Source organism: Sphingomonas sp. 28-62-11 (genome assembly GCF_002278865.1).
In the GTDB taxonomy this organism is placed as follows: Bacteria; Pseudomonadota; Alphaproteobacteria; order Sphingomonadales; family Sphingomonadaceae; genus Sphingomonas.
On record NZ_NCGB01000001.1, the window covers coordinates 137,647 to 154,432 of the forward strand.

18 protein-coding genes are annotated in these 16,786 nt (G+C 63.3%); 11 read left to right on the top strand and 7 right to left on the bottom strand.

Going from position 1 to position 16,786, the window contains the following annotated elements:
- Positions 1-5: 5 nt before the first annotated feature.
- The 4 genes from purM to B7Y49_RS00690 are packed head-to-tail and all read left to right on the top strand — an operon-like array spanning position 6 to position 2,674.
- Entirely contained in the window at positions 6-1,124 is a 1,119-nt protein-coding gene (gene purM, locus B7Y49_RS00675) for a phosphoribosylformylglycinamidine cyclo-ligase (protein ID WP_374125627.1), read from the top strand.
- A complete protein-coding gene (gene purN / locus B7Y49_RS00680; RefSeq protein ID WP_374125628.1) occupies positions 1,117-1,680 on the top strand; it encodes a phosphoribosylglycinamide formyltransferase in 564 nt (187 codons plus the stop codon). The genes purM and purN overlap by 8 nt, the downstream gene beginning before the upstream one ends.
- A complete protein-coding gene (locus tag B7Y49_RS00685) occupies positions 1,677-2,054 on the top strand; it encodes an MmcQ/YjbR family DNA-binding protein (RefSeq protein WP_374125629.1) in 378 nt (125 codons plus the stop codon). Before purN ends, B7Y49_RS00685 begins: the two co-directional genes overlap by 4 nt.
- On the top strand, positions 2,051-2,674 hold the full coding sequence (locus tag B7Y49_RS00690) for a hypothetical protein (protein WP_374125630.1): 624 nt from the start codon (positions 2,051-2,053) through the stop codon (positions 2,672-2,674). The genes B7Y49_RS00685 and B7Y49_RS00690 overlap by 4 nt, the downstream gene beginning before the upstream one ends.
- 18 nt (positions 2,675-2,692) lie before the next feature.
- On the opposite strand, the gene ndk is transcribed toward B7Y49_RS00690, so the two are convergent.
- The 3 genes from ndk to B7Y49_RS00705 form a co-directional block, all read right to left on the bottom strand.
- A complete protein-coding gene (gene ndk, locus B7Y49_RS00695; RefSeq protein ID WP_374125631.1) occupies positions 2,693-3,115 on the bottom strand; it encodes a nucleoside-diphosphate kinase in 423 nt (140 codons plus the stop codon).
- A 110-nt stretch (positions 3,116-3,225) separates the two neighbouring features.
- A complete protein-coding gene (locus B7Y49_RS00700) occupies positions 3,226-3,666 on the bottom strand; it encodes a DNA polymerase III subunit chi (protein WP_374125632.1) in 441 nt (146 codons plus the stop codon).
- A 14-nt stretch (positions 3,667-3,680) separates the two neighbouring features.
- Positions 3,681-5,159, bottom strand: coding sequence for a leucyl aminopeptidase (locus B7Y49_RS00705; RefSeq protein WP_374125633.1), 1,479 nt, complete (start codon positions 5,157-5,159; stop codon positions 3,681-3,683).
- A gap of 207 nt (positions 5,160-5,366) precedes the next feature.
- Here B7Y49_RS00705 and B7Y49_RS00710 point away from each other — a divergent pair, with 207 nt between their 5' ends.
- The 4 genes from B7Y49_RS00710 to rsmA all read left to right on the top strand — a co-directional run bounded on the left by B7Y49_RS00710 (position 5,367) and on the right by rsmA (position 10,862).
- Entirely contained in the window at positions 5,367-7,607 is a 2,241-nt protein-coding gene (locus tag B7Y49_RS00710; protein ID WP_374125634.1) for an LPS-assembly protein LptD, read from the top strand.
- Positions 7,608-7,682: 75 nt separating this feature from the next.
- Positions 7,683-9,041 (top strand): peptidylprolyl isomerase, encoded by a 1,359-nt coding sequence (locus tag B7Y49_RS00715; RefSeq protein WP_374125635.1) that lies wholly within the window; start codon positions 7,683-7,685, stop codon positions 9,039-9,041.
- A gap of 7 nt (positions 9,042-9,048) precedes the next feature.
- Complete coding sequence (pdxA, locus tag B7Y49_RS00720; RefSeq protein ID WP_374125636.1) at positions 9,049-10,041, top strand: 4-hydroxythreonine-4-phosphate dehydrogenase PdxA; 993 nt, start codon at positions 9,049-9,051, stop codon at positions 10,039-10,041.
- Positions 10,038-10,862: an rRNA adenine dimethyltransferase family protein gene (gene rsmA / locus B7Y49_RS00725; protein WP_374125637.1), complete on the top strand. Its 825-nt coding sequence runs from the start codon at positions 10,038-10,040 to the stop codon at positions 10,860-10,862. Before pdxA ends, rsmA begins: the two co-directional genes overlap by 4 nt.
- A gap of 1 nt (position 10,863) precedes the next feature.
- On the opposite strand, the gene B7Y49_RS00730 is transcribed toward rsmA, so the two are convergent.
- The 3 genes from B7Y49_RS00730 to guaB are packed head-to-tail and all read right to left on the bottom strand — an operon-like array spanning position 10,864 to position 14,057.
- On the bottom strand, positions 10,864-11,364 hold the full coding sequence (locus B7Y49_RS00730) for a tetratricopeptide repeat protein (protein WP_374125638.1): 501 nt from the start codon (positions 11,362-11,364) through the stop codon (positions 10,864-10,866).
- A 44-nt stretch (positions 11,365-11,408) separates the two neighbouring features.
- Positions 11,409-12,596: an RsmB/NOP family class I SAM-dependent RNA methyltransferase gene (locus B7Y49_RS00735; protein WP_374125639.1), complete on the bottom strand. Its 1,188-nt coding sequence runs from the start codon at positions 12,594-12,596 to the stop codon at positions 11,409-11,411.
- Between the two features lie 3 nt (positions 12,597-12,599).
- Positions 12,600-14,057 (bottom strand): IMP dehydrogenase, encoded by a 1,458-nt coding sequence (gene guaB / locus B7Y49_RS00740; RefSeq protein WP_374125640.1) that lies wholly within the window; start codon positions 14,055-14,057, stop codon positions 12,600-12,602.
- Between the two features lie 247 nt (positions 14,058-14,304).
- Between guaB and B7Y49_RS00745 the strand changes: the two genes are divergently transcribed.
- The 3 genes from B7Y49_RS00745 to B7Y49_RS00755 all read left to right on the top strand — a co-directional run bounded on the left by B7Y49_RS00745 (position 14,305) and on the right by B7Y49_RS00755 (position 16,233).
- Positions 14,305-15,273 carry an SPFH domain-containing protein gene (locus B7Y49_RS00745; protein WP_374125663.1) on the top strand — a complete coding sequence of 323 codons (969 nt, stop codon included), beginning with the start codon at positions 14,305-14,307 and terminating at the stop codon, positions 15,271-15,273.
- Between the two features lie 9 nt (positions 15,274-15,282).
- Positions 15,283-15,744, top strand: coding sequence for an NfeD family protein (locus B7Y49_RS00750; protein ID WP_374125641.1), 462 nt, complete (start codon positions 15,283-15,285; stop codon positions 15,742-15,744).
- 87 nt (positions 15,745-15,831) lie between these two features.
- The gene (locus tag B7Y49_RS00755) at positions 15,832-16,233 is read left to right on the top strand and encodes a DUF3597 domain-containing protein (RefSeq protein WP_374125642.1); all 402 of its coding nucleotides are present in this window, start codon (positions 15,832-15,834) and stop codon (positions 16,231-16,233) included.
- Positions 16,234-16,284: 51 nt separating this feature from the next.
- Here B7Y49_RS00755 and B7Y49_RS00760 read toward each other — a convergent pair whose 3' ends face one another.
- Complete coding sequence (locus B7Y49_RS00760) at positions 16,285-16,653, bottom strand: hypothetical protein (RefSeq protein ID WP_374125643.1); 369 nt, start codon at positions 16,651-16,653, stop codon at positions 16,285-16,287.
- Positions 16,654-16,786 lie beyond the last annotated feature (133 nt).

The window sequence follows — 16,786 nt, forward strand, 5'->3', positions numbered from 1 at the left end:
CAGCAATGAACGATCCACATGACGACAAATCGGGCGAACCGGGCGGCTATACCTATGCCCAGGCGGGCGTTTCGATTGCGGCCGGCAACGCGCTGGTGCGCGCGATCGGGCCGATGGCAAAGGCAACCCGGCGTAAGGGCGCGGACGCCGATCTGGGCGGTTTCGGAGGCTTTTTCGATCTGAAGGCGGCGGGTTTCGTCGATCCTTTGCTCGTTGCCGCCAATGACGGCGTCGGCACCAAGCTAAAGCTCGCGATCGAGCACAACGCGCATGACGGTGTCGGTATCGATCTGGTCGCGATGTGCGCCAATGACCTGATCGTCCAGGGCGCGGAACCCCTGTTCTTCCTCGATTATTACGCGACCGCCAAACTAGTGCCCGACATCGCCGAGCGCGTGATCGCGTCCATCGCCGAAGGCTGCCTGCAGGCCGGCTGCGCGCTGATCGGTGGCGAAACGGCGGAAATGCCCGGCATGTATGCCCCGGGCGATTATGATCTCGCCGGTTTCTGCGTCGGCGCGGTCGAACGTGACCGGGTGCTGACGGGCGCGGCCATTGCGCCGGGCGACGTCATCCTGGGATTGGCATCATCGGGGGTGCATTCGAACGGCTTTTCGCTGGTGCGCCGCCTCGCTGCCGATCGCGGCTGGCGGCTCGATCGACCCGCGCTATTCGATCAGCAGGTGCTGCTGATCGACGCGCTGATGGCCCCCACGCGGATTTACGTGAAAAGCCTGTTGCCGCTGCTCGCCGAGCGCCGCCTGAAGGGGCTGGCACACATCACCGGGGGTGGCTTGCTGGAAAATGTGCCGCGTGTGCTGCCCGCTGGCACCCATGCCGTGATCGGTGCCGCAGCGTGGGAACAGCCCCGGCTGATGGCGTTCCTGCAGGCGCAGGGCAATATCGAGCCTGAGGAAATGGCCCGCACCTTCAACTGCGGGATCGGCATGATCGCGATTGTCGCCGCCGATCAGGTGAGCACCGTCAGCGATGCGCTGACTTCGGCAGGCGAAACCGTCTTCACGATCGGAAGGATCGACGCGGCCGAACGCGGTTGCACCGTCCATGGCCCTGCCGAAAGCTGGGGCGCGCGCGCCGACTGGTCGGCCACGCATCATGGCTAAGAAACGGGTTGCCGTTCTGCTGTCAGGCCGCGGCACCAATTTTGCCGCGCTGTTATTCGCGTCGCGTGCCGCTGGCTGTCCCTATGAAATCGTGATGGTGATCAGCGACGTGGCGGATGCTGCTGGGCTCAACATCGCCCGCGCGGAGGATGTTGCAGTTTTCACGCCCACAGCCGACGACAAGGCTTTGTTCGAGGCGGAGGTTAATCGGCTGCTGGTGCATGCGCAGATCGACGTCATTGCACTCGCCGGGTTTATGCGCATCCTGAGCGAGGGGTTCGTCGAACGATGGGAGGGGAAGATTCTCAACATCCACCCTTCGCTGCTGCCCAAATACAAGGGGTTGCGCACCCACGCCCGCGCTATGATCGATGGCGAAAGCCATACCGGCGCTTCTGTCCATCTCGTGACCGCCAAGCTCGACGATGGGCCAGTGCTCGGTCAAACGCCGGTGGCCATCATTCCCGGCGAGGATGTCGTGGCGCTCGCCAACCGGGTGCTGGTTGCCGAGCATGAGCTGTACCCGCGGGTCCTTGCCGCGTTCTGCGCACCATGAGTCCTGACCCCGCCATCGAGCTGGCCCGCGTGCGCGCGATTTGCCTGGCGCTGCCGGAAGCCGATGAGCGGCTGTCGCATGGTTCGCCCGGCTTCTTCATCACGAAAGGCAAGTTCTTCGCCTATTTCTGGCATAACCATCACGACGACGGCATCACCGCCGTGCATACAAAGACCAGCGGGTTCGAAGAACAGGCAATGCTGATCGAGATGGACCCCGATTTTTATTTCATCCCGCCTTATCTGGGGCCGAGCGGATGGATCGGCATGCGGCTCGATCTGGACGATACCGATTGGGACCGCGTGGCCGACCGGATCACGGTCAGCTGGACACTGATTGCACCAAAGCGGTTGCTGACGGAGGGACTAACATGAGCGACGATCCAGTTGCGCCCCCCGCCCCCGAAGTAGCCGCCGAAACAGTCGCGATCCGTCGCCGCTGGCTGTCGCTGGGCGAAGCGGTGGCGGTCGCGGGGGTCATCATCGGCGGGCTGACCTTCTGGAACAGCTTTGAGGAACGCCGCGATGCGCGCGAAATCCGCGCTGAGGAACGAGCGGCGGCAAGGGAGGCGGCGCTTGCCGCATCGCGCCGCACCGGCTTGATCGCCACCGAGGCGAATGGCAGCAAGATCGCGTTCAAGGGCGTCGATTGCGCGCTGCAATCAACCGATATCCGCTTCCCCAAGGCACTGGGCGTAACGGCTCAAAGCACCGTTACGGTACACGAGATCGAAGCGGCGTGGATTGCGCGGCCGCTGTTGAAGCTGACCGATGGCGGCGATGACCGGCGCCAGGGCCGCCTTCCGGTGCTTATCGACAGTCTATGCACGGGGCCAGAGGGTAACCGGCAGGAATCGGCGATCTACGATATCGCCTGGCGGATCGAGCCCGGTCTGTTTGGGCGCAGCCTAAAACTGCGCGGCATGGTGATGCGCCAGCGCGTCACCGGCAGCGGCGGGCAAGCAACGCTCGACGCGCTCTGGACCAAACCCTGAGCGCGCCGAGCAGCTACATCAACCGACGATTTCTTCGGGCTTGAAGAAAAACGCGATTTCGATCGCGGCATTTTCTTCGCTGTCCGAACCATGGACCGAATTGGCTTCGATCGATTCTGCAAGTTCCTTGCGGATCGTGCCGGGTTCGGCGTTCGCGGGGTTGGTCGCGCCCATGATGTCGCGGTTCGCCTGGACGGCATTTTCGCCCTCAAGCACCTGGACGACGACAGGGCCGGAAATCATGAACGACACTAGGTCGTTGAAGAACGGCCGCTCACGGTGAACGCCGTAAAATTCCTCGGCCTGTTCGCGGCTCATATGGATGCGCTTGGACGCAACGACGCGCAGGCCGGCTTCCTCCAGCATCTTGGTGACTGCGCCGGTCAGGTTGCGGCGGGTGGCATCGGGCTTGATGATCGAAAAGGTGCGTGTCGCGGCCATGACTGGTGCGGTTCCTGTGTCTGGAGTGGTGTAGGATTAGATCGACCGCGCCTTTAGCGGCGAGCGCTGCAATCGGCAAGCCACGCCCGTCCCGCCGCTGAGTCCCAATCCTAGGCCGCCTGTTCCCAGCCGCCGCCCTCGCCCTGCTTCCAGTATCGGCGCTCGACCCCGGGCTTGTCGGCCAACGCGCGCCAGGCCGCTCGCGCCTCGACGATCGCGTCGTCGTCGAAGAAGTGGAAGGCACGGTCGAATTCCAACGCTTCATCGCGCCAGCGGGAATCGGCAATGGCAATGTTGCGCGCACCATTGGCGGGGGTCGCGTCAGGCGCGATGAGCACCGGCTGGGCAGCATCGTTCGCACCGCCCGCCTGCGCATGCGGTAGAAAACTCTCCGCCGTGTAGCTCCAGAGCAGCTTGTCGAGCGCAGCGCGGCGCATGGGCTCCTCGGCCACGATCAACAGTCGGCCGCCGCTTTCGATGACCTTTTCGGCAATCTTCGGCAGCACGCGGTCGAGCGGGCGCACGGTCAAGTGATAGAAATCGACCTGCACGCCCGCCCCTTTTCTCAAGCCTCGAAATTATCCGCGACAAACCGGTCGAGCAGCCGCACGCCATAGCCGGTCGCGCCCTTGTCAAAGGTTGCGCCTGGTTTGTCGGCCCAGACCATCCCGGCAATGTCGAGATGCGCCCAGCGGACGCCCTTGTCGACAAAGCGCTGGATGAACTGTGCTGCCGTGATCGAACCCGCGCCGCGCGGGCCGACATTCTTCATGTCGGCGATCGGGCTGTCGATCAGCTTGTTGTAAGCATCGGACAACGGAAAGCGCCACAACATGTCGCCGGTGGACTTGCCTGCCGCCAGCAGCTGTTCGGCAAGCGCATCGTCATTGGCGAACATGCCGCCATGTTCGTTGCCCAGCGCGATGATCATCGCGCCCGTCAGCGTCGCGAGATCGACGATCGTCTTGGGGCGATGGTTCTTCTGCACCCAGGTGATCGCGTCGCACAGCACCAGCCGCCCTTCGGCATCGGTGTTCAGGATTTCGATCGTCTGGCCCGACATCGAGGTCACGATGTCGCCGGGGCGCTGGGCGTTGGCGTCAGGCATATTCTCAACCAGACCACACACGCCAACCACATTCGCCTTGGCCTTGCGCAGCGCCAGCGCCTTCATCGCGCCGGCAACCGCACCCGCGCCGCCCATGTCCCACTTCATGTCTTCCATGCCCGGCCCGGGCTTGAGCGAGATACCGCCGGTGTCGAACGTTACGCCCTTGCCGACCAGCGCCAGATCGGGATCACCCGCCCCCTTGCCGTTCCATTTCATCACCAGCAGCTGCGCATCGCGCACCGAACCCTGGCTGACCCCGAGCAGCGCGCCCATGCCGAGTTCGGCCATTTCCGCTTCGCCCAGAACGCTGATTTCGAGCCCGAGGCCCGCGACATCAGCCTTCACCCGCTCAACGAAGCTTACCGGGTAAAGAATGTTCGGCGGCAACGCGACGAGCGTGCGGGTGAGGTCGAGCCCCTTGGTCACGGCGTCCTGCCCGTGCCAGGCATCTTCCGCACCCGCGGGCGCACCGACGAGGGTGATGGTGGTAAGTGTCGGTTTGGCCTTTTCGGCCAGTTTGGTGCGATAGGTATCGATCCGCCAGCCGCGCTGCACCGCCGCCGCAGCGAAGCGCGCCACCGCGCCGACCGCGGGTGCGCCGCCCAGACTGGAAAAATCGACAACGAGTTCCTGTACACCGGAAGTTAGCAGTCGCGCTGTCAGCGCACCCCCAGCGCGTTCGTAATCTGCCTCGGCGCCCGGTCCGACGCCAACTAGCAGCAGCTGAACGACATGATCGCCATCTGCGAAAAATGCCTCGACGATGCCACCGGCCTCCCCCTCGAACCGGGCGGCGCGTGCTGCACCCCGAACAAGGCGTTGCGCATCGGCGGTGATCGCGCCGAAATTGATCCGGTCGAGCCCGTCCTTTTCAACCGGCAATGCGAGCACGTGCGCAGTGGAGGGGCGGGTAGCGGCGAACTGAATTTGCATTGTGATCCTTGCAGGGTCGATGGGGACGTTCAGCCTCCTTAGGCCTTCGATCTCCAACTGGTAAAGCCGCTATGCCCCAGATCACCGGTAGCACCATCGGTGAAGCGGTTGCGGCAAAGTATGAACCGACATTGCAGGCCCGCCCCGGCAATGCGATAGGGCGGCAAAAGGCGGCGGCCGTTTCCGCCAGTCGGGGACTGTGCCTGCGTGAAGCGTTCCGTACTTCTTGCCTCCTGCGCGCTGGCAGCGATGATGATGGCGGCAAGCCCTGCCGCCGCACAGGATTTGCAGGACCGCCCTGTCGAGATCCCACCGCCCAGCGAAACGTCGGTGCCCACCGACGGTGATCAGGTCCAGTTCAGTGCCGAAGGCATCGAATATGACGGCAACGCAGACATCATCACCGCCACGGGCGATGTTCGCATGTTCCGTCAGGGCGATCGGTTGCGCGCCGACCGGATCGTCTGGAACCGCAAATCCGGGCAGGTCGTCGCCACCGGCAACATCGTCGTCACCAATCCGGGCGGCGATGCGGCTTACGGCGATTCGATCGAACTGACCGATTCGCTGAAGGATGGCGTGGTTGAAAATATGCTGGTCGTGCTCGATCAGGGCGGGCGGCTCGCGGCTGATCGTGGCAGCCGTAAGAACGGAATCGTCACACTTGATGATGCTGCCTACACGCCGTGTTCGGTGGTCGATTCAAGCAACTGCCCCAAGGAACCATCATGGAAGATCACCGCCATCCGGGTTGTCTATAATCCGGACAAGAAGCGGATTTATTATCAGGGCGCGCGCGTCAATGTGTTCGGCCTTTTCTCATTGCCCTTGCCAGCCTTTTCCAATCCGGTCGGTGACGGGACGGATAATGGCTTCCTGACGCCTGACTTGAAATATAGCCGCGTCAATGGCGCCGAATTTGCCCTGCCCTATTATTTCAAGCTGGCGCCCAATCGCGGACTGACGATTACCCCGCGCATCTACAGCGCTGTGCTGCCGATGCTGCAGGGCGATTATCGCGCGCTGACGTCGACCGGCGCGTATCGAATCCTCGCTTATGGAACGGTAAGCGACCGCACCGATACCCTCGCCGTTAACCCGCAGACCGCCAATGATGTGTTTCGCGGCTATATCGACGCAACTGGCAAATTCCAGCTCTCCCCGAACTGGAGCATCAGTGGATCATTGCGCGCCACAACCGATCGCACCTTTCTTCGTCGCTATGATATTTCGCGCGTTGATATTCTGCGCAACACGGTGAAACTCGAGCGGATTGATGAGAACAGCTATTTCTCGGTCGCGGGCTGGGCGGTACAGACGTTGCGGGTCGGCGACCGTCAGGGGCTTCAGCCGATTGCGCTCCCCGAAATTGATTACCGTCGTCGTGTCGAGAATGTCGGCCTCAATGGCGGGCGGCTCGAGCTTCAACTGAACTCGCTCGCGATCGGGCGAGCGGCTGGTCAGGATACGCAGCGCGCCTTTGCCAGCGCCAAATGGGATCTCCGCCGCATCACGCCGCTCGGCCAGGAAGTGACACTGACCGCTCTGGCCCGCGGGGACGTGTACCACGCCGATGATACGCTCGACACCACGGTCGTCAGCTATCGCGGACGCGACGGGTTTCGCGGGCGGGCCATTGCCGCTGCAGCGATCGATATCAAATGGCCGCTGATCGGCCGGTTTATGGGCGGCGCGCAGCGGCTGACACCCCGCGTTCAGTTGGTGACGACGCCGACGCTGAGCAATCTAGCCGTACCGAACGAGGATTCGCGCGCGGTTGATCTTGAGGATTCCAACCTTTTCTCGATCAATCGCTTTCCCGGCTATGACCGGTTCGAGGATGGAACGCGCGTCACTTACGGTCTCGATTGGGCTTATTCGCTGCCAGATTTCACCTTCGATGCGAATATCGGCCAAAGCTATCGTCTGAGTTCGCGCACCACATTGTTCCCCGACGGAACCGGGCTGAGCGAGCGCGTGTCAGACATCGTCGGCCGCAACGTCATCCGGTATAAAGACCTTATCTCGGTTACGCACCGCTACCGGCTCGACAAGGATGGGCTGGCGATCCGCCGCAACGAAGTTGACGCCACGATTGGCACACGCGGCACGTATCTGTTGCTCGGCTATCTGCGGCTCAACCGCAACATCGCCCCGTCACTCGAAGATCTGCGCGACCGCGAAGAAGCGCGGGTTGGCGGGCGCGTACAAGTAGCACGGTTCTGGTCACTGTTCGGATCGGCGGTGGTCAACCTCACCGATCGCAACGAGGATCCCACATCGCAGGCAAACGGCTTTGATCCGGTTCGCCACCGTATCGGTTTTGCCTATGAAGATGATTGTTTGCGCCTCGGCGTGACGTGGAAGCGCGATTATCAGGACACCGGGGACGCTCGGCGCGGGGACAGTTTCCTCTTGACGCTGGCATTCAAGAACCTCGGGCGCTAAGCTGGCGTTCAGCTGTGATGGCCGATCAGGCCCGTGCGATCCTGTATCCGATCGATTAGTGGGAATTCGAAGACCGTGATTCATTCATTCGTAAAGATGCGCCTGATCGGCCGTTCGGCCCTTGTTGCAACCGGAATGGCGATTGCCAGTGCCGCGATCGCGCAGACGGTGGCGGACAATCAGCTGCCAGATACCGGCTTGAACATCCCATCAAATCTGCAGATCTTCGGCAAGTTCGATCCCAATGTCCGCAAGCCAACGGCGATCGTGAACGATGCTGTCATTACCGGCACCGATGTCGACCACCGGGTCGCGCTGATCATTGCGGCCAATAACGTGAAGCCAACCGACGAAGAACGCGAGCGCCTGCGCCGCCAGGTGTTGAGCGGGCTGATTGATGAAACGCTCCAGATTCAGGAAGCCAAGGCAGCCGAAGTCACGATCACCAAGGAAGAAATTGATCGCGGCTTTTCTGGTGTGGCGCGCAGTTTCAACAAACCCGTCCCCGAATTGAAGATCTATCTTCGGGCGATCGGATCGTCAGAGCGATCGCTTCGCCGCCAGATCGAAGCGGAGCTCGCGTGGAGCCGCTATTTGCGCCGTAAGGTGGAACCCTTCATCAACGTAGGCGACACCGAGGTGGAGGGCATATTGAAGCGGCTGCAGGCCAATCAGGGATCGGAAGAGTTCCACGTCAAGGAAATCTATCTGACGGCCACTGCCGAGCGCGAACAGCAAGTGGTATCCGAAGCGCGGGCGCTGATGGGAACCATCCAGCGCGGCGAAAAGCCGTTTGAACAGGTTGCTCTGGAACGGTCGGAGGCCACCACGCGCGCCGTTGGCGGCGATCTTGGCTGGGTCCGCGCCGGGCAGCTGCCAGAAACGCTGGCGCAGGCTGCAGTCGAAATGAAGGTCAACCAGCTGGCCGGGCCGGTGCCGGTGCCTGGTGGCTATTCGATCCTGTATCTGGTCGACACCCGCAAAGTTGGGACCGCTGATTCCCGCGATGCCGTGTTGAACCTTCGGCAGATCAGCATGGCATTCAAAACGGGCATCACCCAGGCTGAAGCAACCGAAAAGGTCGCCGCTTTCGCCAAGATGACCCAGGGCATCAAGGGATGTGGCGACGTTGCCCAAGCCGCAGCGGCCTTTGGCGCCGAAGTGGTGGATAACGATGCGGTTCGTGTGCGCGATTTGCCGCCACAGCTGCAGGATTTGATGCTCGCACTTCAGATTGGCGAGTCGACACCGCCATTCGGTTCGCCGACTGACGGCGTGCGCGCGCTGGTGTTGTGCGGGCGTGACGATCCGAAATCGGCCGCCCTGCCAAGCATGGAACAGGTCCGCTCGCAGATGGAACAGCGCGGGGTAAACCTGCGCGCTGATCACAAGCTGCGCGATCTGCGGCGCGACGCCGTCGTCGAATATCGCTGATCCGGCAATGATCGCGCCGATCGCCGTTGCGATGGGCGATCCTGCAGGGATCGGGCCAGAGGTTGTCGCCAAGGCCTGGGCCCTGCGCGCCCAGCATGATCTGGCGCCGTTCTTCGCTGTGGGGGACGTGCGCGCGATCGAAAAGGTATGGAACGGCCCGGTCGAACGGGTCAGCGAGCCAAGCGATGCAGCTTTGCTGTTCGGTACGGCGCTGCCCGTGCTGTCGATTCAGGATGCCGGCTCGATCAATCCCGGCCATCCCGATGTCGATGGCGCTCGCTGCGCGCTGCATGCGCTTGAACTGGCGGTCGGGCTTACCCGGTCAGGCGCCGCTGGCGCGCTGGTGACCGGGCCGGTATCAAAGGCGCAGCTCTATCATATCGGCTTTACTGATCCGGGGCAGACCGAATTTGTTGCCGAACGCTGCGGCATCTCGCGCGAAAACACTGTGATGATGCTCGCCGGGCCCACGCTGCGCGTGGTGCCGATCACCACCCATGTTGCACTGGCAGACGTGTCCGCGCTGCTCAACATCGATCTGATCGTCGCCAAGGCGCGCGTTACGGCACGCGGGCTCACCCGCAATTTCGGGATCGAGAATCCTCGCCTCGCTCTGGCCGGGTTCAATCCGCATGCCGGTGAACAGGGATCGATGGGGCGCGAAGAGATCGATCTCCTGCTGCCGGCAATCGCGCTGTTGCGGGAGGAAGGGATCGACATAGTCGGGCCGCTGCCAGCTGACACGATGTTCCACCCGCGCGCCCGCGCGCGTTATGATGCGGCCTTGTGCTGCTATCATGATCAGGCTCTGATTCCGCTGAAGACGCTCCATTTCGACGACGGCGTCAACATGACGCTTGGCCTGCCGATCGTCCGCACCTCGCCCGATCACGGCACCGCCTTCGACATCGCCGGCCAGGATATCGCTGAACCCGGCGCGATGATCGCTGCAATCCAGCTCGCCGCCAGCGCTGCCATCCGCCGCGCCGAAAACGGGTGACGACGCTACCGCCGCTGCGCGAGGTAATTGCCCGGCATGGGCTGCAGGCGAGCAAGGCGCTTGGCCAGAATTTCCTGCTCGACGCCCAGTTGCTCGGCCGGATCGCGCGCATCCCCGGCGATCTCGATGGCACCGAGGTGTTCGAAGTCGGCCCCGGTCCGGGCGGCCTGACCCGCGCGCTGCTGGCAGCTGGTGCCCGCGTTACCGCTGTTGAGCGCGATCGGCGGTGTATGCCCGCGCTCGCGGAGCTGGGAGATGCCTATCCCGGCAAACTGCGGGTGATTGAGGAAGATGCGATGGCGATCGACGCGCCATCTTTGTTCGAAGGGCGCCCGCATATCGTGGCGAACCTGCCCTACAACATCGGCACGGCATTGCTGGTCAACTGGCTATCGGCCCCCTGGGCGCCGTGGTGGCAAAGCCTGACGCTGATGTTCCAGAAAGAAGTCGCCGACCGGATCGTCGCAACCGTCGACAGCGAACATTATGGCCGCTTGGCCGTGTTGGCCCAGTGGCGCACTACGGCACGGATCGCGATGGGGGTCCACCGATCCGCCTTCACGCCACCGCCCAAAGTGATGTCGGCCGTCGTCCACCTCACCCCACTTGAAAGCCCAGAAGGCGTGCCGCTGGCTATGCTCGAAAGGATAACCGCCGCCGCTTTCGGTCAGCGCCGCAAGATGCTGCGCCAGAGCCTGAAAAGCGTGCCCGGCGCGGTGGAGGCGCTGGAAGCGATGGGAATCGAACCGACTCGGCGGGCGGAAACCGTGAGCGTCGAGGAATTTGTGGCGCTGGCGCGGGCGCTGGCGACGCCCGGCTAGTTTATTGCGCCGCAGACACCTTCGCAGGCTGTGATGCAACCACGGTGACCGGTGGTCCCTTGGCAATCGCTGCCGCAAGCAATGTCGCCTCGGCACAGCCCTTCACACAGATCTTACGGATCTTGGCGAGGTTCTGGCGCGCACGTTCGATTGCCCCCTTGGCAATAAAAGCCTGACCTTGCCCCTTCAGCGCGGCAACGTCATTCGGTTCAAGCAGCAACGCTTCACGATAGAAACGGATCGCCTTGCCGGGCAAGCCGCGCGCTTCGGAAACATCGCCCAGCGCCACAAATGCCGCCCGGTTGCGCGGATCGACCGCCAGCGCGGTTTCTAGCGTATCGGCTGCCCCATCCAGATTACCCGCCGCCTGCGCCGCCCGACCCGCCGCGAGGAGTGACAGCGATTTGGCGTCAATCTGGCTGTCAGGCCGCTGGCCGTGCAACGATGTCGACAGCGACACCAATGTGAGAGCAACAGCAACAGACACGGTCGAGATGCGCATCAACGTCTCCAACTTCGATGGTTTCGGCAGAACTTCATCTTTGGCTAGCATGGCGATTGCAGTCTTGCGACAAAAAAGCCGTCCGTCGAGTCCCATGCTGGCGTTAGCCGCATGCCGCCCCCATGCGGACGCCCAGCGGGCAGTGTCAGGCTGGCAAGCGCCCAGCCCGGATTGGCGTCAACAAACCCAGCAATCTGGTCCGCGCCTTCCTCATCAAGCAGCGAACAGACGATATAAACCAGGGCGCCGCCCGGCTTGACGAGGCTTGCACCCAGGGCAAGCAGCCCCCGCTGGCTCGCCATTAATCGCTCGATCCGCGTCGGCGTCAGCCGCCACCGTGCCTCGGGATTGCGCCGCCAGGTGCCGGTGCCCGAACAGGGCGCATCGATCAGCACGACATCGGCCAGCCCTGCCATATCAGCAAGTCTTTCCGCTTCATGCCCCGGATCGAGCAAGCGCGTATCGATGAAATCGATCCCGGCCCGCGCCGCACGCGGCGCGAGGCGCGACAGGCGGGCGCGATCGATGTCGCATGCGATCAGCTGCCCCTTGCCTTGCATCGCCGCCGCGAGCGCGAGCGTCTTGCCGCCAGCGCCCGCGCAGAGATCGATCACGGTCATCCCCGGCTGTGCAGCAGCGGCCATGCCGACAATCTGGCTGCCCTCGTCCTGCACTTCGATTGCGCCATCCGCCCACAGGTCGAGCGCCTCGATCTGCGTTCCCGCGGGCAAGCGGACACCGTCGGGCGCGTGCGGCGACGGCGTCGCCCCGTCGATCGCCGCGATCACCGCTGCCGGATCGGCACGCACGCGGTTGACACGAATGTCGAGCGGCGCGCGATCCACGAGCGCGGGCAGTTCCTCATCACCGATGCCCGATGCGTAGAGCTTGCCGAGCAACCACCCCGGCGCAACGCCGACCGCAGCGGGATGCTCGCTCGACCCGATCGGCGCGGGCGCATGCGTCGATCCGTCAAACAGCGCTGCCAGGTCTGGATCAGTACGCGCGACCGCTAGCATCGCGGCCCGGCCTTGCGCAGGCCGTTCGCCCGCCAGCCGGATCGCCGCGTACACCAGCTCACGCACCGCGCGGCGATCCTTGCTGCCGGCATAGCGGCGCGTTGAAAAATAGCGCGCGATCAGCGTGTCGGCGGCGGCACCGCCTTCACGTGCGGCGACGATGATTTGATCAAGCAGGTCAATCGCCGCCTGGACGCGGGCCGACGGGGTCATGATTTAACGCGTTGGGTAATTGGGGGCTTCCCTTGTGATCGAGACGTCATGGACATGGCTTTCGGCCAGCCCGGCATTGGTAATTTGCACAAAGCGCGCGCGCTTTTGCAGCTCTTCGATCGTCCGCGCCCCCGTATAGCCCATCGCGGCGCGAACACCGCCGACCAGCTGGTGGATGACGTCCTTGGCAGGCCCCTTGAACGGGACCTGCCCCTCGATGCCCTCGGGCACCAGCTTCATTTGATCCTTGATATCCTGCTGGAAATAGCGATCCGCCGATCCCCGCGCCATCGCGCCGACCGACCCCATGCCGCGATAGGCTTTATAGGCGCGGCCCTGATACAGGAACGTCTCGCCCGGCGCTTCCTCGGTCCCTGCGAGCAGCGAGCCGATCATCACACTCGATGCCCCCGCCGCGAGCGCTTTCGCCACATCGCCCGAGGTGCGGATGCCGCCATCGGCGATCACCGGCACGCCCGATTTGGCGGCTTCTTCTGCACAGTCCATGATCGCGGTCAGCTGCGGCACGCCGACGCCTGCCACAACGCGCGTGGTGCAGATCGAACCCGGCCCAATACCGACCTTGATCGCATCGGCGCCGGCATCGATCAATGCGCGTGTTGCCTCTGCGGTGGCGACATTGCCCGCGACGACCTGCACGGAATTGCTTAGCGCCTTCACCCGCTCGACCGCGCGCGCCACGTCGCGGTTATGGCCATGCGCCGTGTCGATCACGACGAGGTCCAGCTCGGCTTCGACCAGTGCCCGCGTCCGCTCAAATCCGGAATCGCCGACCGTCGTCGCCGCCGCCACGCGCAACCGCCCGGTCGCGTCCTTGGTGGCATCGGGATAGGTCACCGCCTTTTCGATGTCCTTGACGGTGATCAGGCCGATGCAATGATAATCGTCATCGACCACCAGCAGCTTTTCGATCCTACGTTGGTGGAGCAGCCGACGCGCCTCTTCCTGGCTCACGCCCGGCGACACAGTGGCGAGATTGTCATGCGTCATCAGCTCGGCAACCGGCTGCTTGGGGTTCTCGGCAAAGCGCACATCGCGGTTGGTGACGATGCCGACCAGCCGCCCCCCTTTTTCCACCACGGGAATGCCGCTGATCCGGTGCCGCGCCATCAACGCCTGCGCCTCCGCCAGCGTCGCTTGCGGATCGATCGTGATCGGATTGACGACCATTCCTGATTCAAAGCGCTTTACCTGCCGCACGGCGGCAACCTGCTGCTCGATCGAAAGATTGCGGTGCAGCACGCCGATGCCGCCCAATTGCGCCATCACGATCGCCATATCGGCCTCGGTCACGGTATCCATCGCCGATGACAGCATCGGGATATTGAGCGAAATGCCGCGCGTGAGCCGCGTGCGCGGATCGGCCATGCTGGGCACGATATCGCTTTCCGCCGGGTACAGCAGAACGTCATCAAAAGTGAGGCCGAGGCGAATGTCCATGAGTGCCCGTTCCTGAAGGCTTAAGGGTAACGTCGGGGGGTAACGTGGCGGCCCATGTAACCAAAGCTGCCCCAAGGCGCTAGGGCGCGTTTGGACTGTATGCCATTTGGCACCATCAGCGCCGTCCACAATGCCGCCATGTCGCATTCCGCTGTTAGCAGCCCGGAATAATGGTAGAAATGCGCTTCGAGATCGACAAACGGGCCGCCACTTGGCGCGGCGCACAGGAGTGTACGTGATGGAAGTGATGTTGGGGCTGATCGGTGGCCTGCTGGTACTGGTGATCGGCTATCTGCTGGCGAGCGTGAAGATGGTGCGCCAGGGCTATCAATACACGATCGAGCATTTCGGGCGCTTCACCACGGTCGCGCGGCCGGGGCTGAATTTCTACCCCGCGTTTTTCTACGGCGTCGGCCAGCGCATCAACATGATGGAGCAGGTGCTCGATGTGCCGCAGCAGGAAATCATCACCAAGGATAACGCGATGGTCGCGGTCGACGGGGTGGTGTTCTTCCAGGTGCTCGATGCCGCCAAGGCCGCTTATGAGGTGAGCGACCTGTTCGTCGCGATCATGCAGTTGGCGACCACCAATCTGCGTACCGTGATGGGATCGATGGATCTCGACGAGTTGCTGTCCAAGCGCGATGAGATCAACGCGCGGCTCCTCAGCGTGGTCGATCACGCCACCAATCCCTGGGGCGTCAAGATCACCCGGGTAGAGATCAAGGACATCCGCCCACCGGTCGATATCGTCAACGCCATGGCGCGCCAGATGAAGGCCGAGCGCGAAAAGCGCGCCAACATCCTTGAAGCGGAAGGATCGCGCGCATCCGAAATTCTGCGCGCCGAAGGGCAGAAACAGGCGCAGATCCTGGAAGCCGAGGGCCGTCGCGAGTCGGCGTTTCGCGACGCCGAAGCCCGCGAGCGTGCGGCAGAGGCCGAAGCCAAGGCGACTCAGCTCGTCTCCACCGCGATCGAACAGGGCAGCCCGCAGGCGATCAATTATTTCATCGCGCAGAAATATGTCGAAGCCGTCGGCAAGTTTGCGACATCGCCCAATGCCAAGACGATCCTGTTCCCGGTAGAGGCAACCCAGCTGATCGGCACGCTGGGCGGCATCGGCGCGCTGGCCCGTGAGGCGCTGGGCGAGAATGCGGCGTCTCCGCCCACCCCGCCTGCCAAGGTGCGCGGCCCGTTCGAGCCGCGCGACCAGTGAGGATCGCGCATGTCGGTTGACGACTTGATTGCCAATGCCGCGCTGCTCTGGATTGTCGCCGCAATCCTGCTCGGCGCGGCGGAACTGGCGATCCCGGGCGTGTTTCTGGTGTTCCTCGCGATTGCGGCCGCGATTACCGGTTTGGCGGTGTTTGCGCTGCCGGCGCTCACTTTGCCGTTGCAATTGCTCGCTTTTGCGGTCTGGAGCGTCGTATCGATCCTGATCGGACGGCGCTGGTATCATGATTATCCGGTCGCCACTGAAGACCCCATGCTCAATGATCGCGGCGCGCGCATGATCGGCGAAGTCGTGACGGTGGTTGAAGCGATTACGGATGGCGAAGGACGGGTTCAGGTCGGCGACGGTGTCTGGTCGGCGCTTGGCCCAGATGCTGCGGTGGGAACAAAGCTGCGGGTTGCCGGCATGCGCGGCGGCAAGCTGGTCGTCGAGGCGCAAGTGGCGCTGCGCTGAGCCGACGGACGATGGCGCGGCAACCATCGCCGTGCTGTCACGTTGAGGGGGTAATCGATAATCCCCTAGCCTACAGGAGCACGACGCATGAGCATTTTCGGCATGATCAAGGACGCCATCTGGGGCAAAGCCGCCGCCAAGACCGCGCCAGCCCCGGCGCCCGCGCCTGTTGCGGCAGGCGCCCCCGCCGCGGCACCCGTAGACGCAACCCCTGCGCCGAGCGCGCCCGTCCAGGTCGACGTCACCGCGTTGCTCGACGAGATCGCGTCGCATCACAGCGAAAAGCTCAACTGGCGCACCTCGATCGTCGATCTGATGAAGCTGATCGGACTCGATTCGAGCCTTACAAACCGCAAGGAACTCGCCGACGAACTCGGCTATACGGGAGAAAAGGACGGCAGCGCGGAGATGAACATCTGGCTGCACAAGCAGGTGATGAAAAAGCTCGCCGAAAATGGCGGGACGATCCCCGAAGAACTGACGCATTGATGCGTAGCGGCGCGGGGCCAATCGCAGCCCCGCGCCGATTCGCCGAAGCGCTTACTTCTTCCCGAAAAACCCGCTCGCCAGCCCGGCAAGATCGTTGATCGGATTGCCGTCACCATCGCGGTCGAGCATCCCGCCGATCTGCCCCATCATGCCGGATGCGCCAGCCCCGCCGAGCAGCGTCGCGAACTGCGCCAGCGATCCCTCACCGCCGATATGGCCAACGATCTGCTGGAGGATATCGGGCGACAGGCCAGTCGCCGATGCGGCCGTCTGCACGGTATCGCCGGGCGCCGGATGCGCCTTGCCGAGCGCACCAACGGCGGCTTCGACCTGTTCAGGCGTTAGGCCGACCTTGGCCGCCAAATTCTTGATATCGACATTCTGCGTGACCTGACCGAGCAATCCATCGAGCATCGACATAGGATAATCCTTCCTGATCGGGCGAGAGGTTCGTCCCGCGGGCAACCATAGCCGATCGCCCGCGCGAGCGACAGCAGATCGGTTGCGCAGCCCGATGGTGACGATCATAAGTTAGGGCAATGTTCTGGGAGAA